The sequence below is a fragment of the Pseudoalteromonas sp. T1lg88 genome (assembly GCF_002964765.1).
Taxonomy (GTDB): domain Bacteria; phylum Pseudomonadota; class Gammaproteobacteria; order Enterobacterales; family Alteromonadaceae; genus Pseudoalteromonas.
On the sequence record NZ_PQCF01000007.1, the window covers coordinates 236,809 to 260,215 of the forward strand.

Consider the following 23,407-nt stretch of genomic DNA (forward strand, 5'->3'; position numbering starts at 1 on the left):
CTATAGGCGCAGTTGGCGCAATCCCCTGTGCTGACTAATGCCAATTCTGTTAAGTATGTAAGCAGATATTTAGCCCGCTAGAATGATTAGCTATTTAAGTGAATTGGTAAAGCTCTCGTGGTGAAATGGATATCACGTGGCCCTCCGGAGGCCAAGTTGCAGGTTCGATCCCTGCCGAGAGCGCCATTATTACTTGTCTTTATACCTTCTGATTTTTTACCTTGGTTCCTATGTATGTGCTTGCTCGGATATTTGCTTAGCGCTAACTCCTGGTCTTGTGGCTATGACGACGCAAGATATTGAACTGTCAAGCGTATTAAAACTGCCCAAAAAACAAACTCAAACTGTTTTTTCTTGCATGTTTATAGCGCCTTTTTAGCACTTTCTTTACCAATGAAACAAGGTGTTATTAAGTGCTTGTTTAGGTGAATAAGTTAGCTTATTTTGCTATTTGCTGTTACCGAAACGGCTACGTATGATTGCCCCCTTTTTTACTTGCACATTCCAGTATTCGAGGGGTTCTCATGACTTTTACAACCAATAAGTTGGCTTTAAGCCTGGCTATCGCATCGGCATTGGGCAGTGCGCCAAGCCTTGCTGCTACGGCGCCAAACGGCAATGTGGCAGAGCAGGATATGGAAGTGATTGCCGTGACTGGTACTCGCCGCAGCCTACGTAGCCTGGGCGAGAGTACAGTGCCTGTGGATGTGATCACCAGTAATGATATGACCAGCACGGGTCAGTTGGAGATCAGTCAGGTTTTGGCCACTCAGGTGCCGAGTTTTAACTACCCCAGTGCCACCTTATCCGATGGTACAGATCATGCCCGCCCCGCTGTATTACGTGGTTTGGCACCGGATCATACCCTAGTCCTGGTCAATGGTAAGCGTCGTCATGCCGGCGCCTTATTAAGTCTGGGCGGTGTTGTAGGCCGTGGCTCGACTGCGGTGGATTTGAATATGATCCCAGTTGCCGCCATTAAGCGTGTTGAAGTGTTACGCGACGGCGCCGCCGCTCAATATGGCTCGGATGCCATAGCCGGGGTGATCAATATAGTGCTGAAGGACGCCGATGAAGGCGGCAGCATCAGCGCTACCTACGGTGAATATGATACGCAAATGGCTGGTGTGCCGCAGCTTGAAAGTGCCTACGCCGATAATAATGGCAACCTAGCCTTTGCAACCGGCGACGACCGCCGCATTAACGATGGCACCAATCGCACCTTTAGTGCCAACACCGGCTTGGCCTTAGGGGATGATGGCTTTGTGAATATCGCCTTAGAATACCGCGACCATGAGCCGACCCTGCGCTCTGGTTTCGATCCCCGCGAGCAGTATGCCCGTCTTGAGGATGGCAGTCTGGACCCGCGTGAATTTACCATAGACAGATATAACCACCGCTTCGGCAAGGCAGCGCTTGAAGATGTCGCCTTGTTTATCAATAGCGGCTATGAGTTAGACCAGGGCTACAGCTTATATGCCTTTGGCAGCTACTCGGAGCGTGAGGGGAACTCGGGCGGATTTTATCGCCGCGCCAAGGATAACCGCAATGTGACTGAGCTTTACCCCGATGGTTTCTTGCCACAAATCGATACCCAAGTGAAAGACTATGCCCTGGCCCTTGGACTGGAAGGGGAAAGCGGCGACTGGAGCTGGGATATCAGCAGCAACTATGGTCGCAACGACTTTGCCTTCGGCGTCAGCAATAGCCTTAATACCTCGCTGGGTATTAATAGCCCGCGTGAGTTCGATAACGGCGCCCTGGTGTATGACCAATGGTTGGTTAACGCCGATGCCAGCACCGTGCTTGATTTGGGTCTAAATGATGATGTGTTTTTCACTATCGGTGCCGAGTACCGTCGTGAAGGCTATAAAATCGAGCAAGGCGAAGAGGCCTCTTACATTACCGCTGTTGACAGCAATGGTGCTCCATTGGGAGCCGGTGGTGCTCAGGTTCTGCCTGGTTTTAGCCCTGCCAGCGTGACCGATGAAAGCCGCTACAATATGGCCTTGTTTGCGGAATTCGATACCTATCTAAGCGATGATTGGAATATGGTTTTGGCCGGTCGTTTGGAAGATTACAGCGACTTTGGCAGCACCTTTACCGCGAAACTGGCAAGCCGTTATAGCGTTAGCGACAACCTGAGCCTGCGCGGCGCCATCAGCAGCGGTTTCCGTGCGCCGTCTTTGGCACAAAGCTCATATCGCCAGATCTCAACCGTGCTGGAGAATAACAAGCCGTTTGAAATAGGTTTGTTCCCAGCAGATACCGTCGCGGCACAAGCTCTGGGCGCTGAGCCTTTGGAAGCTGAAGAGTCGGTCAATATCACAGCTGGTTTTATCTATAACCGTGGTGCCTTTAGCCTGACCCTGGATGCTTATCGTATCGATATCGACGATCGCATCGTGCTTTCGGAAAACCTCGAAGGCGACGAAGTGGCTGCTATCCTAGCGGCCGCAGGCGAAGCCAATGTTGAAAGTGTGCGCTATTTCACCAATGCCATAGACTCGCGCACCCAGGGCGTGGATATAGTCGCTACTTATCAGCTTGATTTGGCAAGCTGGGGCGATATGCGTTTAAGCGCGGCGGCGAACTTTAACGACACCGAAATCACATCCGTTAAAGACAATCCGCAAGAGCTGGACTCACTGGGCGAGAGCTATCAGCTGTTTGCCCGCCGTGAAATCGGCCGCTTTGAAGAGGGCACCCCGGACAGCAAATTAAACCTGGCAGCGATTTGGAACCTGGGCCAGTGGCAAACCACTTTACGCCTCACTCGCTACGGTGAGGTGGCGGATATTTCCTCACAGCCGGAGCGTGACGAATATCTGGATGCGAAATGGCTGACCGACCTGGAAGTGGCTTATCACCCTGATGCCAATTGGAAGCTGGCTTTAGGCGCCAATAACCTGTTCGACCAATATCCGCAGGCCACTGTGGATAATGTCGGCCAGTCTGATTTTAATCAGATCTTCCCGTATACGCCTTTTGCCCCGTACAGCCTGGATGGGCGCTTTATCTACGGTAATATCACCTACCGTTTTTAATAAACGAACAGCAATATTCTGGGGCTCAATGAGCCCCTTTTTCTTGTCGCCGCCAAGGTCGGGCTGTCAAAAGCAGGGGGGTTAGGCTATATAGAGATGAGTTATTTGATTAATGGGAGGGGAAGGCTTTGAGCTATACGCCTATTTCCTGCGAGCAGCATGACCTGATCGAGATTTTTTGCATGCGTCATAATAAGGTGGCGGTAACTTTGCACAGCGGTGAGCAGTTTTGTGCTCAGGCCGAAGACGTAGGAATCATCAGCGGCCAGGGCGAGTGGCTGCACTTTAGCAACCACGAAAGTGTGCGTCTTGATCAGATCAAAGCCATTTCTTTAGCTTAAAATAAACGGCAATCAAGGCGGTCAGGGCGACCAGAGCAATGACGAAAATGGCAAAAGCCGCATCGGACTCTGTACCCGGTATGCCGCCGATATTGACCCCCAGCAGGCCGGTCAAAAAGCCCAAGGGCAAGAACAGCGCCGCCACCACTGACATCACATACATGCGCTTATTTAACTGATCGGAAACCAAACTGGAAACCTCTTGTTGAATAATTTGTGCGCGCTCAATATTCATATCCAGCTCTTCTAAATAGCGCACCAGATGGTTAATAGTTTCGCTGAGGCGCGAGCAATCCTCGTCTTGGAGCCAGCTTGGCTGCTGCGTTAGCAGGGCGCGCAGGGCGTCTTTTTGCGGGCGGATATAGCGCTTTAAGCCTATGGTCTGTCTGCGCACCTGGGAGAGTGCATTATGATCATGGGGCTTGTTGCTGCCATCTACCTGCTCCTCAAACTGGTCGAGCTTGTCTTCAAGTTCGTCGATAACGTCCTGCATCCGTGAAGTCAGATTTTCGCTCAGTTGGCAAATAAGCGAAGAGGCGTCCTTGGGTCCCTGGCCGGCACGCAACGAATCCGCCAGGGCGCTGACCGAAAGCAGGCGACGGTGGCGGGTGGAGACAATCACCTGCTCGCTGACATAAAGGCGAATAGACACCATATCGTCCGGAGTTTGTGCCGGGTTCAGGTTAACGCCGCGCAAAAACATCAGGGTACCCTGGTCGTCGGCTACCATGCGCGGGCGGGTTTCATCGGCCAGTAATGATTGATAGGCAAAATCACTTAAATTAATGCAGTTAAGGTAGTCTTTGGCTTCATCAAAGCAATAGTCGAGATGCAGCCACAGTAATCCGTCGCTACGTTGCCAGGCGCTGACTTGGTCTATATTGGTCAGTTCTTTGCTAACGCCGCCTTGGCCGTCGAGTACTAAGGCATGGATTAATGCACTCATGGGGAAATTCGCTTTTTGTTGTTGCTATTTTCTTCTATCCTTGACTACAAGTTTATATAGGTCAATCAATTATATTAATCGACGCGAGTAAATAATTTCACTGTCAATTGAAGTGAATTACCGTATAAAGCGGATCTTTAACAACTTGCTCCTAGTCGGAGCACTGAACCGGTAGCCATTATGGAAAACAGAATATTAGTAGGTTGGCGCGAGTGGGTTGCGTTGCCCGAGTTAGGGATCGAACAGATCAAAGCTAAAGTAGATACCGGTGCTCGCACCTCTTGTATTCACGCATTTAAGGTTGAACCTTATATGCAGGATGGCGAAAAGTGGGTGCGTTTTTGGGTGCATCCCAATCAAGAGGATGTCGAAACCGAAATTCAGTGCCAAGCTAAAGTAAAGGATGAGCGTACCGTCACCGATTCTGGCGGCCATAGCGAAATGCGTTATGTGATTGAAACTTTATTGAGTATTGATGGCCAACAATGGCCTATGGAAGCAACACTGACCAACCGCGACACCATGAAGTTTCGTATGTTGCTAGGGCGCACCGCCATGGTGGGCCGCATTGTGGTTGACCCAGAGCTCTCACACCAAACAAAGTTATAAGGATAACTATGAAAATTGGTATTTTATCGCGCAACAAAAACCTCTACTCCACTCGCCGCCTTATTGAAGCGGCTGAAAAGCGTGGTCATGAGGTGCAAGTGTTGGATGCGCTGCGTTGTTATATGAACATCAATTCACAGGAGCCGGAAATTCACTTCAAGGGTGAAAAACTTGAAGGTTTTAACGCCATTATTCCGCGTATCGGCGCCTCGGTAACCTTTTATGGTTGCTCGGTATTACGCCAGTTTGAAATGATGGGCGTGTATCCGGTTAATGAATCGGTCGCCATTTCTCGCTCGCGCGATAAGCTGCGCTCTTTGCAATTATTGTCGCGCAAAGGGATCGGTATGCCGGTAACCGGGTTTGCATCAAAACCCGATGACGTAAAAGACTTATTGGAAATGGTTGGCGGCGCACCCGTGGTGATCAAGCTGCTTGAAGGCACCCAGGGTATTGGCGTGGTACTTGCGGAAACGCGCAAGGCGGCGGAAAGCGTAATTGAGGCCTTTATGGGTCTTAAAGCCAACATCATGGTACAGGAATACATTAAAGAAGCCGGCGGCGCAGATATTCGTTGTTTCGTTATTGGCGATCGCGTTATTGCGGCGATGAAGCGTCAGGCCCAAGAGGGTGAATTCCGCTCTAACCTGCACCGCGGCGGCAGTGCCAGCCTGGTTCGCATTACTCCGGAAGAGCGTAAAACCGCGGTGGCGGCGGCCAAGGCCATGGGCTTGAATGTGGCCGGTGTTGACCTGCTACGCTCGGAGCGCGGCCCCTTGGTGATGGAAGTAAACTCTTCACCTGGCTTAGAAGGTATTGAAGTGGCGACAGGTAAAGACATTGCCAGCATGATCATTCAATTTATTGAAAAGAACGCGAAAGCAAAGAGGACTAGAACCCGTGGCAAGGGCTAAGAAAAATCCGCCATTTACTTTATTAGGGGAGCAGGTTGCTCCCGGAGAGCGCCGCGTCTTTGAACTCGAAGCGGCCAAGTTGTACACCCACTCACCCCTGACCATTAATTTAGAAGTGGTCAACGGCGTTGAGCCTGGGCCGACCTTGTTAATTTGTGCCGCCATTCATGGCGATGAGCTTAACGGGGTGGAAATAGTGCGGCAAACCCTGGCCAAGGTGGATGTCGCCAAGCTGCGTGGCACCTTGATTGCCGTGCCCGTAGTTAATGTGTTCGGCTTTATTCACAAGTCGCGCTATTTACCTGATCGTCGTGATTTAAACCGCAGTTTCCCCGGCTCGATTCGTGGCTCTGTGGCCGGGCGCATGGCCAACACCTTTTTTAACGAGGTGGCTGTGCACTGCAGTCATATTATTGATTTGCACACAGGTGCTCTGCACCGCACTAATTTACCGCAAATTCGTGCCGACTTGAGCAATGATGAAACCGCTAAAATAGCCAATGCTTTTGGTACTCCGGCGGTGATCAATGCCTCCTTGCGCAACGGTTCACTGCGCTCCGAAGCGGCGGCCCGTGGTATTCCAGTGATCACCTATGAAGCCGGTGAGGCGCTGCGCTTTGACCCTATTGCTATTGCCGCTGGCGTGCAAGGGGTGGAAAACGTCATGCGTAAGCTGCGTATGATGCGCGGCAAGCGGGTACGTAAACAGGCGGAGCCTGTGATTGCCTCGGCCACCAGTTGGATCCGTGCCGAAACCGACGGCATTATTCGTGCTCAGGTATCGCTCGGTGAGCGGGTGCGTCAGGGTCAGGTTTTGGCCTATATCAACAGCCCGCTTGGTGATACCGAGTGCGCTGTTGTTGCACCGCGCAGTGGTATTGTGATTGGTCAGCAAACCTTGCCGCTGGTCAATGAGGGCGATGCGGTATTCCATCTGGCTTATTTTGCCCATGCTAACGCCATTGTTGAGCAGCAATTGGAAACGTTTATCGATGAGATCAGCGATATGGAAGATGAGCTGAAAACAGCCGAGCTCAATAACTGATAAAAATAAGCGCCTTTAGGCGCTTATTTTTTTTATTTTTTCGGGCCAAGTATTTTGCGTATCGGCTTGGCTTTGAGTGGAGCCTTGTTGAGCACCATCACCGGACGGGTAACAAAGAGGTTGTTGGGGTAGAGCACCCTATGACCATCGACATGCTCAAGCACTACATTCATCAGCCCCATTTCAACAATACGCCCCTCGACAAAATTGGCGCCATCGATCACCTTGACCCAGTAGCCGATGCGGTAGTCGTTTTGTGCAAACATCAATAAGAATGAGGTCAGGTTGGAAAGCAGTGACCAGCCGGCAAACAGGGCCACGCCAAGCATGGCAAACAGGCTTGAACCCAACACCAGCAGGCCGCGCAGTTCTATGCCCCAAAACACCAGTAGCACACAGCTCAGCACTATGGCCAGTAATACCTTAAGCAGCAATTGCGCCCGTTGTTTGCGGTGTGGGTCGACGCGCCCCTTAATGGCTCTATCGAATATTTTTTGCTGTAAGCGCACCAGCAGAGGGAAGAGCAATAGCACTCCCAAGGTGATGATCCATTTATAGTTTTGGCTGACTAATTCCAGTAGCGACACCGTTTTTTCCTACAAAATAAAGGAAGCATTAAAAGCAGCTATATAGCATGGAATATTGAAGCAACAAAGTGTGTTAGAAGGTTTTTTTCACACTCACCAGCCACTGCAGCGGGTCGACATCGTCGCTGCGGTTGATGGGGCGGGCGACATCCAGGTGGATCACCGCGCCGGCATTAGCACGGCTCGGAGCCAGGCGTAAGCCGAAGCCAAAATTATGGCGAAAATGGGCGTTTTCCTGGTTGTCATGAAACCAGGCCTGACCGGCATCGTAAAAGAGGGCGCCACCAACGCTAAATAACTGCCAAAGGTTATATTGCCAGTAATAGCGCTTTTCAACACTAAAAAGGGCGCGCCGGTCACCGAGATCATAATGATGCGGATAGCCACGCAGGCCGGTTTCTCCGCCAAGGGCAAGTTGTTGATCCGCGGTCAGTCCTTCGGCGGCATCCACCTGCGCCTTCACATACCAGGACTGGGCATCGTCACTGTTAAAGAGGTATTCGGCCTGAGCGCCGAAGAAGAGGTTCTCGGCATCAAAATCTCGCTCGCGGATGGTGCCATCAAGGCCGAGCGACCAGCGCCATAAGCTTTGCTGGCTGATATAGTGGCTGCGGCGCACATTGAGTTTAAGTACATAACGACTGGCATCGTCGCTGAAGGTGCTGGGCGAGTAGCCGAGTTGGGTATGGATCTGCCAACCCAGATTCAAGTCTTCGGTGCGGCTTATGGTGTCGATATTATGCACCTTAACAAAGTCATCTTCGAACCAGCTAATGTCGATATAGGGGTAAGAAAGTGTGCGCTCCGTGGCGATGGGCACATAGGTTTGGGCAAGCTCGTAAAAGCGCTCTTTATGGTAACGGTAGCCAAAACGTATGCGCTGAGTCCAGTGCTCTGCCGGGCGTCGCGCGAGGCCAAAAAACACCTCGCTGCTACTGGTTTCCTGAGAAAATTCGCTGATCGTTTCGCCCTTGTCGTAGAGCTTTTCATCGCGTTTATTGCTGCCGTTGGCAAAGCCGTAGCTGTATGGAGTATCTAATGAATAGAAGGGATAACTCAGGGCCAGCCAATGGCGTTCGCCGTCGCTGTTATCGGCATATTCGAGGCGGCCCTGGTAACGGCTGCCGAAAATATTGGGGTCGGCATAGGTAAATTCGTAGCCGCTGCGTTCATCATCATTGGTGCGCACCAAAGACAGGCGTTTACCCCAGCCTAAAAAGTTGCTGTCGCGAAACCCAAAGGTGGAGCGGTTTTCGCCGCCGCTGCGGCTGAAGCTGATCTCCGGCAGCAGAGTCCAAAGCTCGCGGGTGGTGATCACCACATCCACATATTTTTCACAGCGTTCGGTAGCGCTGATCTGAGCGTCGTATAAATAGCCTTGTTGGCGCAGCAGACGCTCGGATTCACGCAATAATTCGGGAGTATAGAGGTCGCCTTCACTGAACAGCAGAATGTTTTTCAACACCTGCGGCTCGGTCATAATGTGCATCTTGTTGGCTAGGTGAAACAGCCAATTGTCTTCGCTTGGCAGTTTGGTATCGAAAATATTGTTTTGGATAAAGCGAATGCTGCCGATTTGGCGTTTGCCATCGGCATCGGGTAATGGCTGTTTATCTGCAAGTTGTCGCGATAGCAATTGCTCTGAATCGGGTGCTAGATGTTCACTTTTACACTGTGCCAGAGCCTGTCCTTGCGCCGCCACTAAGATCCCTAAAATCACCGCCAGCCGTTTCATCTAACTCACTATTTTTTTAGCTTCCGTCATTTCAGTCTACTGCACAAAGCGTTAACTTGCGCTCAAATAATCCGTTAAATTTTCCAGAAGTAGCTCGGACTGTGCGCCACTGGCAGCGATCCACAGATTATCGCCATAATACTCAAAGTGCAGCTCAAAAGGGCAATTGCGGTAATGAAAGCGCAGCATATGGCGGTCGGCGCCCTTGGAAAATTCGCCGATGCTAATTTCATCCTGATGCAGAAAAATATGGCCCCAAAAGTCGAACTCATCCGCTTCTGGCATGATATCTGGATTAATGATGATTACCTGATGATCTCGGTCTAGACTTAGAGTGGTCACTTTTTTACTCTCTATGTATATGAAATATAGTTACTTCATCTTGATTTTATTGCTGGCTTTTGAAGTTAATGCCGAGCCTTTGGCGGCTCGCTGTCAGAGCTGTCACGGTCTTGATGGTATTGCCCGCAGTGCCGACACGCCGCATTTAAAAGGCCAACATGTTGCCTATTTGCGCCAGCAGTTACTCGATTACCGTGCGCGTAAGCGCCGTCATGCCCTGATGTCGGCCATTGCCGCATCCTTAACCGAGCAGCAAATTGATAAACTGGCCAGGTTTTATGGTCAGCCCTATGCTGACGGGGCTCAACAAGCGGATTATTCCGCCGATAAGTAATTGCGGATCAGTGTCATAAAGGCGCCACCATATTTAGTTAACTTGCTAAAGCCGACTCCGGAAACCTTTAAAAACTCTGTGTCATTGGTGGGCATAGATTGTGCCATCTCCGCCAATGTCTTATCGGTAAAGACCACATAGGGCGGCACATCGTCTTCGTCGGCAAGTTGCTTACGCAAGGCGCGCAATTTGGCGAAAAGCTTCTTGTCGTAGTTAAACTGTGCCAGCTTATCCTGAGATACGTGCTGGGCCTGCAGCCGTGGCTCGGCCAGTTGCAGTTGGTACTCGCCCTTGAGTACCGGTCGCGCCGCCTCGGTCAGGCATAATATCGAGCCCTGGCTGATATCCTGATGCAGCAAGCCCTGATGCACCAGTTGGCGCAGGATACTGAGCCAGTATTCGCTGCTGTGATCCTTGCCTATGCCATAGGTGCTCAGGGTATGGTGGTTTAAATCGCGAATACGCTGGGTATTGGCGCCGCGCAGTAATTCAACGATATAACCCAAACCAAATCTCTGACCGGCCCGATAGACACAAGAAAGCGCCTGCTGCGCTACTAAGGTGCCATCAAAACGTTGCGGCGGGTTAAGGCAAATATCGCAGTTGCCACAGGCTTCGCGCTGATATTCACTAAAGTAGTTAAGCAGGATTTGCCGGCGGCAGGTTTGTGCTTGGGCAAAGCTGGCCATGGCATTAAAGCGCTGCTCTTCAACCCGGCGTCTTTGTTCGTCTTCGATATCTTCAAAAAAGCGTCTTACCCTGGGCACATCGGCAGGATCGAAATACATAATGGCCTCGGCGGCCAACCCGTCACGCCCGGCACGGCCGGTTTCCTGGTAGTAAGACTCGATATTTTTGGGGATATCGTAATGCACCACAAAGCGCACATTGAGTTTATTGATGCCCATGCCGAAGGCAACCGTGGCGACCACGATTTGAATATCATCCTTGGCAAAGGCGTTATGGACAAAATGGCGGGACTCGTTGCTCATGCCCGCGTGGTAGCCGGCGACGTTGAGTCCGGACTCGCTCAGCTTTTGTGCCAGGTCATCGACTCGTTTGCGGCTGGTGCAATAGATGATGCCGCTCTGTCCGCTTTGGGTGCGCAGATAACGCAGCAACTGGGCAAAGGGCTTAAATTTTTCTTCCAGGGTGTAGCGAATATTGGGCCGGTCGAAACTACCGATATGGATATAGGGGGAGATCAGCCCAAGCTGATTGACTATGTCCACGCGTGTGGCGCTGTCGGCGGTGGCCGTCAGTGCCATCATGGGCACCTGGGCAAAGCGCTGCTTTAACTCGCTTAAACGGAAATAATGGGGGCGGAAATCGTGCCCCCAATGAGAAACGCAGTGAGCCTCATCGACGGCAATTAAACTTAAATGCAAATAACTCAGGCGCTCGAGGAACTCATATTGCAGCGCCTTTTCCGGGGCCACATACAAGAGCTTTAGCTCGCCATCATGGAGCTGCTGATAAACCAGTTGCTGCTCTTCACGACTCAGAGAGTTATTAATAAAGGCGGCCTTAACGCCTTGGGCATTAAGCTGAGTGACCTGATCCTGCATCAGTGAAATCAAGGGGGAAATCACCAGAGTGAGCCCGGGCAATAACATGGCCGGCACTTGATAACAAAGGGATTTGCCACCGCCGGTAGGCATCAAAACGAGCGCGTCCTGGGCCGCCAGCACGGCGTTTATCACCTGCTGTTGACCGTCGCGAAACTGGCTATAACCAAAGACCTGTTGCAGTATTTGCTCTGGTGTTGGCTCGTTGAATAATGCGGATACAGTGCTCATAGCGGGCTATTTTAGAGTCTTTTATTGACCTTGTCTGTAGCCGCAGCATTAAAGGCGAGAACTTTGCTTAAAAACTCATCTCGCGCTAGGATGAACTCATCTTACCAGTTTTATCAAGTTAGAGAATGCCATGGATAAATCCTTTGCCTATGAGCAGTTAGCCCAGCTTTTTGTGCAAATGCCCTTTAGTCAGTTGTTGGGTATAGAGATAACTCATCTCGATGGCGAGTCGGCGCGCATTCATATGCCCTGGCGGGATGATTTAATCGGCAACCCCCAGCAACGAATTTTACACGGTGGGGTGATCTCCTCTTTGTTAGATACGGTAGGGGGAATTTTGGCGGCGGCTTCCGTGGTGGATAAGCTCGATGGTGAGCCGCTTACCAGTTTGAAAAGCAGGTTGGCTACCTTGGGCACCATAGACTTGCGCAGCGACTATTTACGCCCCGGCAAGGGCGAGCGTTTTAGCGCCAGTGCCGTGTTGATCCGCTCCGGTAATAAGGTGTGCGTGTGCCGTATGGAGCTGCATAATGAACTGGGAGTGCAAATCGCTTATGGCACAGGTACTTATTTAGTCGGATAGTGCTGGCTCTGCGCCAAGTGCGCGCGTAAAATACGCTTTTTAGTCAGTATGGTTCCCTTATGTCGTCCCATCCAGAGAAAAAAAAGGGCATGCTCTTTGCCGCATTAGCCTTTGTTATGTGGGGTTTCGCCCCGGTTTACTTTAAGCAACTGCTGCAGGTGCCGGCGCTGGAAATCCTAGTGCACCGCATCATTTGGTCAGTGTTATTTCTGCTGGTGATCGTCGCGCTGGCAAAGCAATGGCATAAGGTGCAGGCCATTATAGCTAAGCCCAAATACCTGAGTATGTTGTTGCTGAGTGCGTCTTTATTGGGTTTCAACTGGTGGCTGTTTATTTGGGCGGTGAATAATGATCATATGCTCGATGCCAGTCTGGGCTACTACATTAATCCTCTACTCAATGTGTTACTTGGGGTGACCTTTTTAGGTGAACGCTTGCGCCGCTGGCAATTAGCCGCCGTGGCCCTGGCGGTCACCGGGGTGCTGATCCAGGTGCTGAGTTTCGGCTCCTTCCCCGTGGTGGCCTTTGCCTTGGCCGGCTCTTTTGCTATTTATGGTTTGATCCGTAAGAAAATGCCGGTGGAGTCCTTACCCGGTTTGTTATTAGAAGCACTGATTTTATTGCCGGCGGCACTGATTTATTGGTATTTAATGACCCCCACCGCAAGCTCGGATCTGACCAGCAACAGCTGGCAGCTTAATCTGCTGTTGATCAGTGCCGGTGTGGTAACCACCTTGCCTTTATTGTGCTTTACCGCCGCCGCTAAGCGCTTGCAATACACCACCATAGGCTTTTTCCAATATATAGGTCCGAGCCTGATGTTTATGCTGGCGGTGTTGTTTTATGGCGAAGTATTCGATGTACAGAGGATGATCACCTTTGCCTGTATCTGGGTGGCGCTGGTTATCTTTAGCTATGATTCTTGGCGCTTTGGCCGCCGTCGCCTGGCCGTATAAATGCCAGCAGTTTAGTTGTGTTCCAGGCAGTGTGGGCGAGAGCAAGCACTGCCTTAGCAGACAAACCCGCTCTCAAGTGTAAATTCCGAGCAAAAAAAACCTGGAATTAATCCAGGTCATCTGCATCGGTTTCAACTTCCACTTCAGGCGCGTCGTAGCTGCGCTTGCGACCAAACAAGGTAAAGAATCTGGCCTTGCTGGTGGTGAGTTTAAGGTATTTAATCCAGGCATTTTCAATCGGGTTGATTGGGGTCGATAACCCAGTCGTGGCCGCGACGAAGTGTGCTTGGGTGTCGTTGCTGGGTTCTACGGTTTTTTCTTGCAACGCTTTTAATAAACGACCATGCTGTTCGAGGATTTCTGACTCGAGCAAGGTGAAGTTACCACTGCGACTAAAGCCACGAGGAAACTTTTCGTCGTTATAAAATTTATGATCACATGGAAACGCTTTGCGTAACTCGACAAGTTGATTGGCCGTCATAGCAGACTCCTTTTTACAAGAGATTTCGGCTGGAGTATGGTACAGAAGCTTGGTTTTATTAAACAAAAAATTTTTATCGTGAGGATAAAAACGAGTGGATATCGATTTACTTAAAACCTTTATCGAAGTAGCGCGCACCCGCCATTTTGGCCGGGCCGCGGAAAATCTCTACATTACCCAATCTGCGGTTAGCTTTCGTATTCGCCAACTGGAACAAAGCCTAGGGGTCAACTTGTTCTTACGCCAGCGTAATAATATTCAGCTGACACCGCCTGGGGAGCGCCTATTGCCCCATGCCAAATTGATTGTCACTGGGGTGCAGCGGGCAAAGCTGGATGTGGCCCTGGCCGATAATATGCGCCGTCAATTGGCGCTCAGTGGCACCGCTAATATCTGGGATGCGTTTTTGCAATTCGGTATAGCCCATGTGGTCTCGGCCATGCCGGGGATCTCCCTGGTGGCTGAGGTGAAAAACCAACAGGAAAGCACGCGACTACTGCTGGAACGTACCTTGGATCTGGCTGTATTGTTTGATCTGCCTAAGGTTGATGAATTGGTGGTGGAGCCCATTTGCACTCTGGATATTATTCCGCTGTCGAGCTATCCGGACGCCACCGCCGAGACGTTTTTCAATAACCAGTATGTGTTTGTTGATTGGGGTACGGCCTTTTCCCTATGGCATGCCCGCAACTTTGCTAACTCGGCACCGCCCTATTTTCGTACCAGTACCGGGCGTATCGCCCTGGAGCTAATACTGCGTTGTGGCGGTAGTGCCTTTGTGCCCCGGGTGCAGGCGCAGCAGTATCTGGACTCTGGCGAGTTATTTTTAGTAGAGGGGGTACCGCAAACCTCACGGGATATTTTCGTTGCCTTCCATAAAGATAATGAACAAAAAGATCTGATTGAAAAATTGCAGTTGCAACTACAATTGCTGGGCGAAGAAGTCACCTAAAAAAGTGATTTAAGACAAAAGCATGACGCTTTGGTTTCATACCGGTGACGGTTTATTGAACATTAAGTTGCATCTGTCATATTTTTGTAATTTACCGCTGGCAGACTGCACGCATTGAAACACTTGTTGCGATTTTTTAATTGAGGAAACAACTATGCGATTTGCTCCTTCTGCTTTAGTAGTAGCGGTACTATCTGGTCTATCATTCAACGCGCTTGCCGACGTAAATATCTACGGTAAAGCCAATGTAACAATGCAGTCTTCTGACGAAGGTGAAGGTTCATTCACTGAAATCAAAAGTAATGCGTCACGCCTAGGCTTCAAAGGTACTGAAAACCTAAGCGATGGCCTAGATGTAGTTTATAAGTTTGAATTTCAGGTAGATGTTTCTGACGCCGACTCTAAAGGCGACGATGACAACATTACTGCTCGTAACCAATATGTTGGTTTAAAAGGTAACTTCGGTCAGGTAGTTGTTGGTCGTAACGACACGGCGCTTAAGCAATCTCAAGGTAAAGTTGACCTGTTCAGCGACCTTGAAGCCGATATCAAAAACATCTTTAAAGGTGAAAACCGTCTAGGTAACTCAGTTACTTATACTTCAAACAGCTATGGTGGCGTTAAGCTAATCGCCAGCTACATCGCTGAAGACGATGTTGATGCCGATGACGGTTACTCTGTAGCCCTTACATACGGTGACCAAGGTCTTAAAGAAACCAAGTTGTTTGCCTCTGTTGCTGCCGACAGCGACGTTAAAGGCTACGACATTGTTCGTGCTACGGTACAAACTAAGCTAGCTGGCTTTAAACTAGGTGCTATGTACCAGACTCAAGAGCCAGCTGAAGGCGGTGAAGACGCGGATGGTTTCCTAGTTAGCGCGTCTTACGCAATCGATAAAACTGTGCTTAAAGCTCAGTACCAAACCATGGACTTCGATGGTCTAGATCGCAATGGTATCACTGCGGGTGTGGACTACAAGTTCAACAAAAACACTAAGCTATTCGGTTTCTACACTAAGTTTGAAGACGATGCGTCAGAAAACGATGAAGATTACCTAGGCCTAGGTATCGAATACAAGTTCTAAGCCGGACTTAAAATTGATAAGCCCCGACAACCTTGGTTGCCGGGGCTTTTTTATGCCTGGGCGTAGCTGGAACGGCCGGCGAGCCAACGCTGGCTTAATGCCATGGCTGCTTGCGGGTGCTCATGCAGCAGGCGCTTGGCCAGGGGACGTAATTGCCCAATGAGGGCCTTATCGCGCTCTAAATCGGCAATTTTAAAGTCGGTCATGCCGGTTTGCTTGGTGCCCAACACCTCCCCGGGGCCACGAATTTCAAGGTCGCGCTCGGCAATCACAAAACCGTCGTTGCTATCACGCAGCACTCCTAGGCGTTGTTGCGCCGTGTGAGACAGGGGCGCATGATAGAGCAGCAAACAATGAGAAGCGGCGGCACCGCGGCCGACCCGACCACGCAGCTGATGCAGTTGAGCCAAGCCTAAACGTTCCGGGTTTTCTATGATGATCAGGCTGGCGTTGGGCACATCAACACCCACTTCGATAACCGTGGTGGCGACCAGTACATCCAGCTCGCCGTTTTTAAAACGCGCCATAATGTCTTGCTTTTCATCCGCCTTTAAACGCCCGTGCACCAGGCCAATGCGCAATTGCGGCAGGCGCTCGCTCAGCTCTTCAGCACTGAGTTGTGCGGCTTGGCATTGCAAGGCATCGGACTCTTCAATCAGGGTACACACCCAATACACCTGGCGGCCGTGCTCTTGCACCGCATGGCGCACCCGTTCGATCACATGGTCACGGCGACTGTCGGGCACAGCGACTGTGGTCACAGGTGTGCGTCCCGGGGGCAGCTCGTCAATAATGGAGGTTTCCAGGTCGGCATAGGCTGTCATCGCCAAGGTGCGGGGAATGGGGGTGGCGGTCATTACCAGTTGGTGCGGGTAACAGTCGCCAAATTTGCCTTTTTCTCGCAGCGCCAGGCGTTGATGTACGCCAAACCTGTGCTGCTCATCGATAATAATCAGCGCCAGGTTGTTAAATTGCACCTGCTCTTGAAACAGGGCATGGGTGCCGATAATCATTTGCGCCTGACCACTGGCGATGTCCCCGAGGATTTGCTCCCGCGCCTTACCCTTGGTTTTGCCGCCAAGCAGGGTGACTGTCAGGCCCTGCTCGCTAAACCAGCGCTCAAAATTGAGGGCATGTTGCTCGGCGAGGATCTCGGTCGGGGCCATAAGGGCCACCTGATATCCGGCGGCAATGGCGCATAAGGCGGACAGTGCCGCTACCAGGGTTTTACCTGAGCCTACATCGCCTTGCACCAGGCGCATCATGGGGTAGGGCTGCTGCAAATCGGTTTTGATCTCCGCCACTACCCTTTGTTGGGCACCGGTAGGAGCAAAGCCCAGAGATGCTAAGAAGGCTTGCTCCAACGCATGAGTCGGCGCCAGGGTGACCGCTTTATGTGCCTGCGCCTTTTGCCTTAACGCCAATAGGCTTAGGTTATGGGCCAGCAATTCTTCAAAGGCTAGGCGCTGTTGCGCCGGGTGAGTGCCTAGCTCCAGTGCCTGCATATTTGCGTCTATGGGAGGCTCATGCAAATAACGCACGGCATCGTTCAATGCCCATCCGGCAGGGCGGTATTGCTCTGGGAGTAATTCTTCAATGGGCGAGCGGGCCAATACCTGCAAGGCTTGCTCCACCAGGTTGCGCAGGGATAACTGTTTAAGCCCTTCCGTAGTTGGGTAAATGGCACTGAGGTGAGTTTGGGTCGGTAAGGATTGGGCGCTGTCGCTGATGCTGTATTCCGGGTGGGCCATTTCCAGCCCCGCCTTGCCACGGCGCACCTCGCCAAAACAACGCATCACCTTACCCGTTTGCATGGCATTCTTTTGTGCCGCAGAGAAGTTGAAAAAGCGCAGGGTAATGCGTCCGGTGCCATCGTTGAGCTGACAGAGCAACATGCGCCGACGGCCAAAGGTGATGCTGGCGTTTTCTATGGTCGCCTCAATGCAGACATGGGTGTGCGGCAGTAGCTGATTGATGGCTACTACTCGAGTTCTGTCCTCATAGCGCAGCGGCAGATGCAGTAGCAGGTCCTGCACGGTTTTGATGCCGAGCCTATTGAGGCGCTCGGCCATTTTCGGGCCCACGCCCTTAAGTTCGGTGATCGGGTAAGTGTTGAGGCTCGACAATGGGCGCGTCCTTGAATCGGTAATACTCTAAGTGTACTGATCCAAGGGGTTGCCTTTCAAGTAGTTAACCTTTTCGCTTGTAACGTAAGGTGTTCCAGAAGGTCTCATCGGCGATGATTTCGCCCTCGTCGTCCAGCGCCGGGTAGGCCAGGCCTTTTTCTTTACACTGCTGGGCTATGATGGGGTGGCAGCCTTCAAACAATAATCTGTGTTTAATGCCCGGGTCGAGCATATCGCGCTCGTAGCAATTTTTGGCTTCGCGCTGACGCTGGGCTTCATACAAGATCAATGCGGCGGCAACCGACACATTCAGGGATTGCACCATGCCGCGCATGGGGATCACTATGTGTTTATCCGCATGGGCCAGGGCCTTATCGGAAATACCATCGCGTTCCTGACCAACGATAAACGCGGTGGGCTGGGTGTAATCGATATCGCGGTAGTCGACGGCATCATCGCTGAGGTTGGTGGCCAGCAACTGCACGCCTGGGATCTGCTCGCGGATTTTTGCCACCGCGGTGTCGATATCGTCGTGCATATGGGTTTCCACCCAGTTTTTACTGCCGCCCGAGGTGTTATTGGTGAGACGACGTTGCTCTTTTGGCCAGACCGCGTGGACATTATGACAACCCACGGCATCGGCGGTGCGCACTATAGCGGAAAGATTGTGGTGCTTATGTACCTCGTCTAAACATACTGTGAGGTCGGTTTGTCGTCTGTCTAATACCTGTTTTACTCGGTGGTAACGCTTGTTGGTCATGGCCCAATTCGACTGCAATAAAAAAGTGCCGGGATTATACGCTAATCAGGCAAGTGCAATCCAGCGGCACCCCGCTTAAGGGGCAACGTTGCGATTAATGGGGTTTTGTAAGGAGATCAGGGTTTCTGTGGACTGAATCGCCTCAATGGCCTGGATCTTGTTGATCAGCACGTCTTGCAGGTGCTCGATAGAACGGGTCATCACCTTAATAAAAATGCTGTAGTTGCCCGTGGTGTAATAGGCCTCGACCACTTCGTCAAGCTCGCGCAAGCGCTCCAGAGTCTGTGGATAATCGCGGGCGTTATTGAGATTTATGCCGATAAAACAGCAGACATCATAGCCCAGTCGTTTAGCATCAACGCTGACCTGAGTGCCTGTGATCACCCCGGCCTGACGCATCTTTTCTATACGCACATGTATGGTGCCGGCACTCACACCGCATTGTTTTGCCAATTCAGCATAAGGAGTGCGGGCATTGGTCATTAGGGCACCGAGTATGGATCTGTCGAGATTATCGAATCGATAATTTGTCATGGTGAAACAGGCCTTAAATTAAATGAAATCTAATATTTTCAAGTTAAATTGATTTTTATTTTTAAGTAAAGCTATTTCTTTTAGATGGTGTTGAATGTTTATTTGGTTGCGGTATTGTTTTTCATAACGAAGCAATCAGCAGCAATGGGAATGAGAGCCATGAGCCAAGAATTTATTCAACATCAACAAAGAATTAGTGCCGTAAAACAGATTTTTTCACAGCAACTGGCTACGGCCTTAAACCTAGTCGAAGTACAGGCGCCTATTTTGGCCCAGGTCGGCGATGGTCTGCAGGATGAACTAAGCGGCCATGAAAAAGCGGTATCTGTGCAGGTGAAAAGCCTGCCACAGCAAAGCTATGAAGTAGTGCATTCCTTAGCCAAGTGGAAACGCAAAACCTTAGGTGACTATGGCTTTAGCGTTGGCACCGGTATCTATACTCATATGAAGGCGCTGCGTCCGGATGAGGAAAGACTAAGTCCGATTCACTCAGTGTATGTAGATCAATGGGATTGGGAAAAGGTGATTTGCGAGCGCACCGAGCGCAGCCTGGCTTCACTAAAAGAAACTGTGACCAGCATCTACGGCGCCCTGAAGGCCACCGAAGAATATGTTGCCCGTGAGTTTGGCATTGAGCCGCAGTTGCCAGAGCAGATCCACTTTGTGCATGCGGAAAAACTTCGTCAGCAATACCCTGATCTGAGCGCTAAAGAACGTGAGCGTGCCATTTGTAAGCGCTTAGGTGCGGTGTTCTTAATTGGTATCGGCGGTAAGCTGGCCGATGGTCTGCGCCATGATGTGCGAGCACCGGATTATGACGATTGGTCAACCACCGCAGAGGAAGGGCTACCTGGCCTAAATGGTGACATCCTGGTATGGAACAAGGTGCTTGAAGATGCCTTTGAGATTTCATCCATGGGAATTCGTGTTTGTCCTGAGTCCTTGTTGACTCAGCTCGAGCTCAGCGGGCAAAGCCATAAAAGTGCCATGCCTTGGCATCAGGCGCTACTGGCGAAGGAGTTACCGCAAACCATAGGCGGTGGCATAGGCCAATCGCGACTGGCCATGCTGCTGTTACAAAAAAGCCATATAGGTCAGGTGCAGGTTGGTGTCTGGTCAGAAGAAGTGAAGCAACGCGAAGCTTTACTGTAACGAAAAACCGCCGGCGTCAGCTCAGGCGCTGGCTTTAACCTTTATTCCCCTTGGTGATTTACAAGATATAAGGTGGATATAGGTACGCCGATTTCAAGGTCTTACTGGAAGAGGTTTATCAGGAGATTGAAGGTGCAGCAGAGGCGGCCATGAGTTTCCCCATGGCCTAAAGTACTTAGTTGGTTGACGGTAATTCCATAATGCCGTCAATTTCAACCTGTGAGCCCTTAGGTAGCTCTTTTACGCCGATAGCAGCGCGAGCTGGGTAAGGAGTTCTGAAGTATTGGCTCATGATCTCATTAACGACGGCAAAGTTGCTTAGGTCGGTCAAAAAGATATTTACCTTAACCATGTCCTGTAGTTCACCACCGGCGGCCTCACATACGGCGATTAGGTTTTTAAATACCTGATGCGTTTGCTCGGCAAAGTCGTCCGATACCATTTCCATAGTGCTTGGCACTAGTGGAATCTGGCCCGATAGATAAACGGCAGTGCCTACTTTTACGGCTTGGTTATAAGTACCGATAGCCGAAGGGGCATTTTCGGTAGAGATAATGATTTTGTTCATGATTTTCCTTTATTTTTTTCTATAAACCTTTTGCACATCCGGCATTACCCGAATGCGACGCATAATATTGGCGACGTGAATACGGTCTTTCACCGTCACGCCGAGGTCTATTACGTAGAGGTTACTTTCTTTTTCATCGGTTTGCAGTTCGACAATATTCGCTCCGGTAGAGGCCACTAAGCTGGTGAGCTTAGCCAAGGCACCCTGGTGGTTGATAATTTCCACCCGCAGCGTGGCGATATATTCTTTTTCCGAATTGTCTTCCCACTTCACCACGAAATACTTTGATAACTCGTTGCGCCAGCCACGAATATTTTTACATTCCTGGCGGTGTACGGTCAGGCCTTTACCCTGACTAACGTACGCAACGATATCATCTCCGGGCACCGGACGGCAGCATTTGGAGTAATTCACCAACATGCCTTCGGTACCTATGATCGCCGCCTTGGTCGAGGTGGCGAGTTTATCTAAATCGGCTTCATCGCTTTGCAGTAGGCGCTTGGCAACCAAGACGCTCATAATATTGCCGCAGCCGATTTCCACCATCAGCTCCAACATCGAATTGACCTGATGCTCTTCGAGCACCCGGTTTATGGTTTCGCTGCTGATGCTGTCGAGTGAATACTCGCCAAGGGCCGAGTCCAGTAGTCGGCGACCCAGTTGCAAGGCTTCTTCGTGACGCTGATTTTTCAGATAGTTACGCACGCACAAACGCGCCTTGGCGGTGACGATAAAGTTCAGCCAGGTGGCATTTGGATGCGCCCCTGAGCTGGTGATCACTTCCACGGTTTGCCCGGTATCCAGCGCCTTGCTCAGCGGATGCGGTTTGCGATTGACTCGCGCCCCGACACAGGTATTCCCCACATCTGTGTGCACCGCATAGGCAAAGTCCACCGCGGTGGCGCCCATGGGCAGCTCGACGATGCGGCCATCCGGGGTGAACACGTAAATCTCTTCCGGGAAGAGATCGGTTTTTACGTTTTCCACAAATTCGAACGAGGAGCCGGCACTTTGTTGTAGCTCCAGCAGGCTTTGCATCCATTGGCGCGCCCTTTGTTGTGCCGTATGACCAGAGTTTTCCCCGGTTTTCTTATACATCCAGTGGGCCGCGACCCCTTTGTCGGCCATATGGTCCATGTCCAAGGTGCGGATTTGAATCTCTACGGGAATACCGTGCGGGCCGACCAGCGAGGTGTGCAGGGATTGATAACCATTGGTTTTGGGCACCGCAATATAGTCTTTAAAGCGGGTTTCAATGGGCTTATACAGATTATGAGCCACACCAAGTACCCGATAACAGGTATCCATGTTGTCGACCACGATGCGAAATGCATAGATGTCCATGACTTCGTTGAACATCAGCTCCTTGTTGAGCATTTTACGGTAGATGCTGTAGAGGTGTTTTTCCCGGCCCGATACTTGGGCGTGAATACCCCATTCGCTGAGGCGCGATTCTATTTCGCCTTGAATGTTGGTTATCACTTCCTTACGGTTGCCGCGGGCCTTGGCTACTTCCGACTTTAAAGCGCGGTAGCGCATCGGGTAGAGAGCTTGAAAACCTAAGTCTTCAAGTTCGTTTTTAATATCGTGGATACCCAGGCGATTGGCGATAGGGGCAAAGATATCCAAGGTTTCACGGGCAATACGGCGGCGCTTATCCGGACGCAGGGCACCTAGGGTGCGCATATTATGGGTGCGGTCCGCCAGCTTGATCAGGATAACGCGAATATCCTGGGTCATCGCCATGATCATTTTGCGGTAGTTTTCCGCTTGGAATTCTCTTTTGTCTTTAAAGCCAAGCTTGTCGAGCTTACTCACCCCTTCGACCAGATCGGCGACGGTTTCACCGAAGATCCCCGCCAGGTCCTGTTGGGAAAAATCCGTATCCTCGATGACATCGTGCATTAAAGCTGCCATCAGGGTTTCATGATCCAACTTCATGTTGGCGAGGATTTGCGTTACTTCAACGGGGTGGGTGATATAAGGTTCGCCGCTTGAGCGAAATTGCCCTTCGTGCGCTTCTCTGGCCACGACGTAGGCTTTTTGTACTAGCGCCACATCTTCGGGGGCTAGGTATTCTGATATTTTTTTCTTGAGGCCTTCAAAGAGATACATTCACGCTCCGGAAACGGCGAGGAGAAATAGACTAAGAAGTGAATATACGATGAAAAGCGGGGAAAGCCAACGGCTGCAAGGAAAATGCAGCCGTTTACAGAGCATTATATGCGCTTACTGGTTACCGCCAACGATAGCGGCAACGGCAGCCATTTCGGCAGCTTCTTGGTTTTGCTGCTCCTGGCGCTCAATTGCGTCTAGGGTATCCACGGTAATGTGACCGTTTTCGATTTCACGTAAAGCGATAACCGTAGGTTTATCGTTTTCCGCATCTACCATAGGGTCTTTACCACCTACCGCGATCTGGCGCGCACGACGCGCCGCGACAAGGATCAAGTCAAAACGGTTGCCAATTTTATCTACTGCATCTTCAACAGTTACGCGAGCCATGCTTCAC

General features: G+C 50.9%; 23 protein-coding genes and 1 tRNA gene. 12 read left to right on the forward strand and 12 right to left on the reverse strand.

What is annotated here, in order from left to right; translation table 11 throughout:
* Nucleotides 1–111 precede the first annotated feature (111 nt).
* The 3 genes from C2M34_RS05065 to C2M34_RS05075 all read left to right on the forward strand — a co-directional run bounded on the left by C2M34_RS05065 (nt 112) and on the right by C2M34_RS05075 (nt 3,388).
* A tRNA-Arg gene (locus C2M34_RS05065) sits at nt 112–186 on the forward strand.
* 338 nt (nt 187–524) lie between these two features.
* Entirely contained in the window at nt 525–3,047 is a 2,523-nt protein-coding gene (locus C2M34_RS05070; RefSeq protein WP_105258223.1) for a TonB-dependent receptor plug domain-containing protein, read from the forward strand.
* Between the two features lie 128 nt (nt 3,048–3,175).
* Nucleotides 3,176–3,388, forward strand: a complete 213-nt coding sequence (locus C2M34_RS05075; RefSeq protein WP_105200255.1) for a Rho-binding antiterminator — start codon at nt 3,176–3,178, stop codon at nt 3,386–3,388.
* Here C2M34_RS05075 and C2M34_RS05080 read toward each other — a convergent pair.
* Nucleotides 3,366–4,334: a zinc transporter ZntB gene (locus C2M34_RS05080; protein ID WP_105200256.1), complete on the reverse strand. Its 969-nt coding sequence runs from the start codon at nt 4,332–4,334 to the stop codon at nt 3,366–3,368. The genes C2M34_RS05075 and C2M34_RS05080 overlap by 23 nt on opposite strands.
* A gap of 180 nt (nt 4,335–4,514) precedes the next feature.
* Here C2M34_RS05080 and C2M34_RS05085 point away from each other — a divergent pair, with 180 nt between their 5' ends.
* Genes C2M34_RS05085 through C2M34_RS05095 form a run of 3 tightly spaced genes read left to right on the forward strand, consistent with a single transcriptional unit; the run spans nt 4,515 to nt 6,902 of the window.
* Nucleotides 4,515–4,943: an ATP-dependent zinc protease family protein gene (locus C2M34_RS05085; protein WP_105200257.1), complete on the forward strand. Its 429-nt coding sequence runs from the start codon at nt 4,515–4,517 to the stop codon at nt 4,941–4,943.
* Between the two features lie 8 nt (nt 4,944–4,951).
* Entirely contained in the window at nt 4,952–5,857 is a 906-nt protein-coding gene (gene rimK, locus C2M34_RS05090; RefSeq protein ID WP_105200258.1) for a 30S ribosomal protein S6--L-glutamate ligase, read from the forward strand.
* On the forward strand, nt 5,844–6,902 hold the full coding sequence (locus tag C2M34_RS05095) for a succinylglutamate desuccinylase/aspartoacylase family protein (RefSeq protein ID WP_105200259.1): 1,059 nt from the start codon (nt 5,844–5,846) through the stop codon (nt 6,900–6,902). The genes rimK and C2M34_RS05095 overlap by 14 nt, the downstream gene beginning before the upstream one ends.
* 32 nt (nt 6,903–6,934) lie before the next feature.
* Here C2M34_RS05095 and C2M34_RS05100 read toward each other — a convergent pair whose 3' ends face one another.
* The 3 genes from C2M34_RS05100 to C2M34_RS05110 all read right to left on the reverse strand — a co-directional run bounded on the left by C2M34_RS05100 (nt 6,935) and on the right by C2M34_RS05110 (nt 9,566).
* Nucleotides 6,935–7,489, reverse strand: coding sequence for a mechanosensitive ion channel domain-containing protein (locus C2M34_RS05100; RefSeq protein WP_105214620.1), 555 nt, complete (start codon nt 7,487–7,489; stop codon nt 6,935–6,937).
* Between the two features lie 73 nt (nt 7,490–7,562).
* Nucleotides 7,563–9,224 carry a BamA/TamA family outer membrane protein gene (locus C2M34_RS05105; protein WP_158681391.1) on the reverse strand — a complete coding sequence of 554 codons (1,662 nt, stop codon included), beginning with the start codon at nt 9,222–9,224 and terminating at the stop codon, nt 7,563–7,565.
* 51 nt (nt 9,225–9,275) lie between these two features.
* Nucleotides 9,276–9,566 (reverse strand): DUF3630 family protein, encoded by a 291-nt coding sequence (locus C2M34_RS05110; RefSeq protein WP_105258224.1) that lies wholly within the window; start codon nt 9,564–9,566, stop codon nt 9,276–9,278.
* A gap of 13 nt (nt 9,567–9,579) precedes the next feature.
* Here C2M34_RS05110 and C2M34_RS05115 point away from each other — a divergent pair, with 13 nt between their 5' ends.
* The gene (locus tag C2M34_RS05115) at nt 9,580–9,900 is read left to right on the forward strand and encodes a c-type cytochrome (protein WP_158681392.1); all 321 of its coding nucleotides are present in this window, start codon (nt 9,580–9,582) and stop codon (nt 9,898–9,900) included.
* Here C2M34_RS05115 and recQ read toward each other — a convergent pair.
* The gene (recQ, locus tag C2M34_RS05120) at nt 9,882–11,699 is read right to left on the reverse strand and encodes a DNA helicase RecQ (RefSeq protein ID WP_105214614.1); all 1,818 of its coding nucleotides are present in this window, start codon (nt 11,697–11,699) and stop codon (nt 9,882–9,884) included. The two genes, C2M34_RS05115 and recQ, sit on opposite strands and share 19 nt — an antisense overlap.
* A 130-nt stretch (nt 11,700–11,829) precedes the next feature.
* On the opposite strand from recQ, the gene C2M34_RS05125 reads away from it, so the two are divergent.
* Together C2M34_RS05125 and rarD are read left to right on the forward strand one after the other, a co-directional pair.
* On the forward strand, nt 11,830–12,282 hold the full coding sequence (locus C2M34_RS05125; protein WP_105214612.1) for a thioesterase family protein: 453 nt from the start codon (nt 11,830–11,832) through the stop codon (nt 12,280–12,282).
* A gap of 59 nt (nt 12,283–12,341) precedes the next feature.
* Nucleotides 12,342–13,238: an EamA family transporter RarD gene (gene rarD, locus C2M34_RS05130; RefSeq protein WP_105258225.1), complete on the forward strand. Its 897-nt coding sequence runs from the start codon at nt 12,342–12,344 to the stop codon at nt 13,236–13,238.
* Nucleotides 13,239–13,344: 106 nt separating this feature from the next.
* Here rarD and maoP read toward each other — a convergent pair whose 3' ends face one another.
* On the reverse strand, nt 13,345–13,719 hold the full coding sequence (maoP, locus tag C2M34_RS05135; protein ID WP_105200267.1) for a DUF413 domain-containing protein: 375 nt from the start codon (nt 13,717–13,719) through the stop codon (nt 13,345–13,347).
* A gap of 94 nt (nt 13,720–13,813) precedes the next feature.
* On the opposite strand from maoP, the gene C2M34_RS05140 reads away from it, so the two are divergent.
* Together C2M34_RS05140 and C2M34_RS05145 are read left to right on the forward strand one after the other, a co-directional pair.
* Nucleotides 13,814–14,671 carry a LysR family transcriptional regulator gene (locus tag C2M34_RS05140; protein WP_105214608.1) on the forward strand — a complete coding sequence of 286 codons (858 nt, stop codon included), beginning with the start codon at nt 13,814–13,816 and terminating at the stop codon, nt 14,669–14,671.
* A 154-nt stretch (nt 14,672–14,825) separates the two neighbouring features.
* The gene (locus C2M34_RS05145; RefSeq protein ID WP_105258226.1) at nt 14,826–15,755 is read left to right on the forward strand and encodes a porin; all 930 of its coding nucleotides are present in this window, start codon (nt 14,826–14,828) and stop codon (nt 15,753–15,755) included.
* A 50-nt stretch (nt 15,756–15,805) separates the two neighbouring features.
* On the opposite strand, the gene recG is transcribed toward C2M34_RS05145, so the two are convergent.
* From recG to asnC, 3 genes are all read right to left on the reverse strand, one after another.
* Nucleotides 15,806–17,881 (reverse strand): ATP-dependent DNA helicase RecG, encoded by a 2,076-nt coding sequence (gene recG, locus C2M34_RS05150; protein WP_105214603.1) that lies wholly within the window; start codon nt 17,879–17,881, stop codon nt 15,806–15,808.
* A gap of 64 nt (nt 17,882–17,945) precedes the next feature.
* Nucleotides 17,946–18,641 (reverse strand): tRNA (guanosine(18)-2'-O)-methyltransferase TrmH, encoded by a 696-nt coding sequence (gene trmH, locus C2M34_RS05155; protein WP_105258227.1) that lies wholly within the window; start codon nt 18,639–18,641, stop codon nt 17,946–17,948.
* Between the two features lie 75 nt (nt 18,642–18,716).
* Complete coding sequence (asnC, locus tag C2M34_RS05160; RefSeq protein ID WP_105200272.1) at nt 18,717–19,175, reverse strand: transcriptional regulator AsnC; 459 nt, start codon at nt 19,173–19,175, stop codon at nt 18,717–18,719.
* Between the two features lie 159 nt (nt 19,176–19,334).
* Here asnC and asnA point away from each other — a divergent pair, with 159 nt between their 5' ends.
* A complete protein-coding gene (gene asnA / locus C2M34_RS05165) occupies nt 19,335–20,327 on the forward strand; it encodes an aspartate--ammonia ligase (protein WP_105215220.1) in 993 nt (330 codons plus the stop codon).
* 175 nt (nt 20,328–20,502) lie between these two features.
* Here the strand turns inward: asnA and C2M34_RS05170 are convergent, their stop codons facing one another.
* The 3 genes from C2M34_RS05170 to rpoZ form a co-directional block, all read right to left on the reverse strand.
* Nucleotides 20,503–20,895: a RidA family protein gene (locus C2M34_RS05170; protein ID WP_105200274.1), complete on the reverse strand. Its 393-nt coding sequence runs from the start codon at nt 20,893–20,895 to the stop codon at nt 20,503–20,505.
* Nucleotides 20,896–20,904: 9 nt separating this feature from the next.
* A complete protein-coding gene (spoT, locus tag C2M34_RS05175; protein WP_105200275.1) occupies nt 20,905–23,010 on the reverse strand; it encodes a bifunctional GTP diphosphokinase/guanosine-3',5'-bis pyrophosphate 3'-pyrophosphohydrolase in 2,106 nt (701 codons plus the stop codon).
* A 114-nt stretch (nt 23,011–23,124) separates the two neighbouring features.
* Complete coding sequence (rpoZ, locus tag C2M34_RS05180; protein ID WP_105200276.1) at nt 23,125–23,400, reverse strand: DNA-directed RNA polymerase subunit omega; 276 nt, start codon at nt 23,398–23,400, stop codon at nt 23,125–23,127.
* Between the last annotated feature and the right edge of the window lie 7 nt (nt 23,401–23,407).

Coding starts and splice junctions, on each gene's coding strand:
- C2M34_RS05170 (WP_105200274.1), bottom strand. CDS start 20,895: ATGAACAAAATCATTATCTCTACCGAAAATGCCCCTTCGGCTATCGGT.
- asnA (WP_105215220.1), top strand. CDS start 19,335: ATGAGCCAAGAATTTATTCAACATCAACAAAGAATTAGTGCCGTAAAA.
- asnC (WP_105200272.1), bottom strand. CDS start 19,175: ATGACAAATTATCGATTCGATAATCTCGACAGATCCATACTCGGTGCC.
- C2M34_RS05125 (WP_105214612.1), top strand. CDS start 11,830: ATGGATAAATCCTTTGCCTATGAGCAGTTAGCCCAGCTTTTTGTGCAA.
- rimK (WP_105200258.1), top strand. CDS start 4,952: ATGAAAATTGGTATTTTATCGCGCAACAAAAACCTCTACTCCACTCGC.
- trmH (WP_105258227.1), bottom strand. CDS start 18,641: ATGACCAACAAGCGTTACCACCGAGTAAAACAGGTATTAGACAGACGA.
- spoT (WP_105200275.1), bottom strand. CDS start 23,010: ATGTATCTCTTTGAAGGCCTCAAGAAAAAAATATCAGAATACCTAGCC.
- C2M34_RS05070 (WP_105258223.1), top strand. CDS start 525: ATGACTTTTACAACCAATAAGTTGGCTTTAAGCCTGGCTATCGCATCG.
- maoP (WP_105200267.1), bottom strand. CDS start 13,719: ATGACGGCCAATCAACTTGTCGAGTTACGCAAAGCGTTTCCATGTGAT.
- C2M34_RS05080 (WP_105200256.1), bottom strand. CDS start 4,334: ATGAGTGCATTAATCCATGCCTTAGTACTCGACGGCCAAGGCGGCGTT.
- C2M34_RS05115 (WP_158681392.1), top strand. CDS start 9,580: ATGTATATGAAATATAGTTACTTCATCTTGATTTTATTGCTGGCTTTT.
- C2M34_RS05105 (WP_158681391.1), bottom strand. CDS start 9,224: ATGAAACGGCTGGCGGTGATTTTAGGGATCTTAGTGGCGGCGCAAGGA.
- rarD (WP_105258225.1), top strand. CDS start 12,342: ATGTCGTCCCATCCAGAGAAAAAAAAGGGCATGCTCTTTGCCGCATTA.
- C2M34_RS05145 (WP_105258226.1), top strand. CDS start 14,826: ATGCGATTTGCTCCTTCTGCTTTAGTAGTAGCGGTACTATCTGGTCTA.
- recQ (WP_105214614.1), bottom strand. CDS start 11,699: ATGAGCACTGTATCCGCATTATTCAACGAGCCAACACCAGAGCAAATA.
- C2M34_RS05085 (WP_105200257.1), top strand. CDS start 4,515: ATGGAAAACAGAATATTAGTAGGTTGGCGCGAGTGGGTTGCGTTGCCC.
- rpoZ (WP_105200276.1), bottom strand. CDS start 23,400: ATGGCTCGCGTAACTGTTGAAGATGCAGTAGATAAAATTGGCAACCGT.